Annotated in this window: 2 protein-coding genes; both read left to right on the plus strand. The window is 41.7% G+C overall.

All coding sequences use genetic code 11. The features are described from left to right. A partial coding sequence (gene tnpB / locus GHD25_RS19740) for an IS66 family insertion sequence element accessory protein TnpB (RefSeq protein ID WP_164220061.1) occupies positions 1–281 on the plus strand: 281 nt, incomplete at its 5' end. 62 nt (positions 282–343) lie between these two features. Continuing rightward, positions 344–1,591 (plus strand): IS66 family transposase (tnpC, locus tag GHD25_RS19745; RefSeq protein ID WP_164220063.1); only part of this gene is annotated, 1,248 nt, incomplete at its 3' end.

A 1,591-nucleotide genomic window follows, 5' to 3' on the forward strand; every position in this document is an offset into this window, starting at 1 on the left:
TCATTGTAAAAGAGTGTTTTGATCTTGATCCTTTTTCTCCTTGCTTATTCGTTTTCTGTAACCGAAAGCGTGATAAGCTGAAAATACTCCAGTGGGAGCATAATGGTTTCTGGCTTCATTATCGACGGCTGGAAAGAGGAACATTCCATTGGCCATCGAGCGAAAAGGATATGACAGCACCAATGGGTATCAGTCCTCGCCAACTACGTTGGCTGTTAGATGGTTTACCATTACATCAGAAACAAGCACACCTGGAAGTAAAAGCAAGAACCATTCTATAATTTATCAATGAAAACATGGGATCCGACTAGCCAAGGCGGATTCCATTTTGTATACTTAAATTATGGGAAAAACGATGAATAAATCAAAAAATACAATTGAATATTACATCGAGCGTACGGAAAAATTGGAATTGGAAAATGAAGAGTTGGAAGCAAAATTAAAATGGTACGAGGAGCAATTTAAGTTAAGCCAACAACGCCAATTTGGATCATCAAGTGAGAAAACAAACCCAGATCAACTCTCTCTTTTCAATGAAGCCGAAGACACAGCTAATTCAACGTTGGAAGAGCCAACTATTGAAACGATTACATACCAACGCAAGAAAAAAAGTAAAGGTCAGCGCGAGCAGCAGCTTGAAAACCTGCCGAAGGAGACGATTGAATATGATCTCTCCCCTGAGGAGCAGGTCTGTTTGTGTTGCGATGGGAAGCTGCATGAGATGAGCACGGAAGTGCGTAGAGAATTAAAAATCATTCCAGCTGAAGTTAAAGTTGTAGAACATGTACAGAAAGTATATAGCTGCCGTCATTGTGAACAAAATGAAATCAATACTCCTATCGTAACTGCGCCAATGCCTAAGCCGGCTTTCCCAGGCAGCTTGGCTTCGCCAACTGCGGCAGCATTTATTATGTCACAAAAATACGTGGAAGGATTACCTTTGTACCGCCAAGAAAAGTATTTTGAGCGATTTGGGGTGTCCATCTCACGTCAAACCATGGCCAACTGGATGATATATGGTTCCAGTGCCTGGCTAGAACCAATTTACAATGCGATGCATACCAAGTTATTGGAACTGGATGCACTGCATGCGGATGAGACTAATTTACAAGTATTGCGGGAATCAGAACGTGCCGCAACTTCAAAATCCTATATGTGGCTATATCGTTCCGGACATACGGATGTACCAATTGTCCTGTACGATTATCAACAAACCCGTGCGAGCAAACATCCACGACGGTTTTTAGAAGGCTTCTCCGGATTTCTGCATGTCGATGGCTATGCAGGATATAATGGAATCCCTCACTTAAAGCTGGTTGGATGCTGGGCTCACGCCCGCCGTAAATTTACAGATGCATTAAAAGCACTTCCTGCATCTGCGGGTACTACTGAACTTAAAGCAACAGAAGGTTTAGAGTTCTGTAACGAACTCTTTAAAATAGAACGCCAATTAAAGGATGTTAGTCCAGAAGAGCGTTATAAACAGCGTTTAGAATATAGCCAACCTATATTGGAGGCTTTTTCAGCATGGCTTCAAGAACAAACTCCGAAAGTACTACCGAAAAGTTCACTTGGGCAAGCAATTAAATAT

It is taken from the genome of Virgibacillus aidingensis, from assembly GCF_010994035.1.
Lineage (GTDB): Bacteria > Bacillota > Bacilli > Bacillales > Amphibacillaceae > Virgibacillus_N.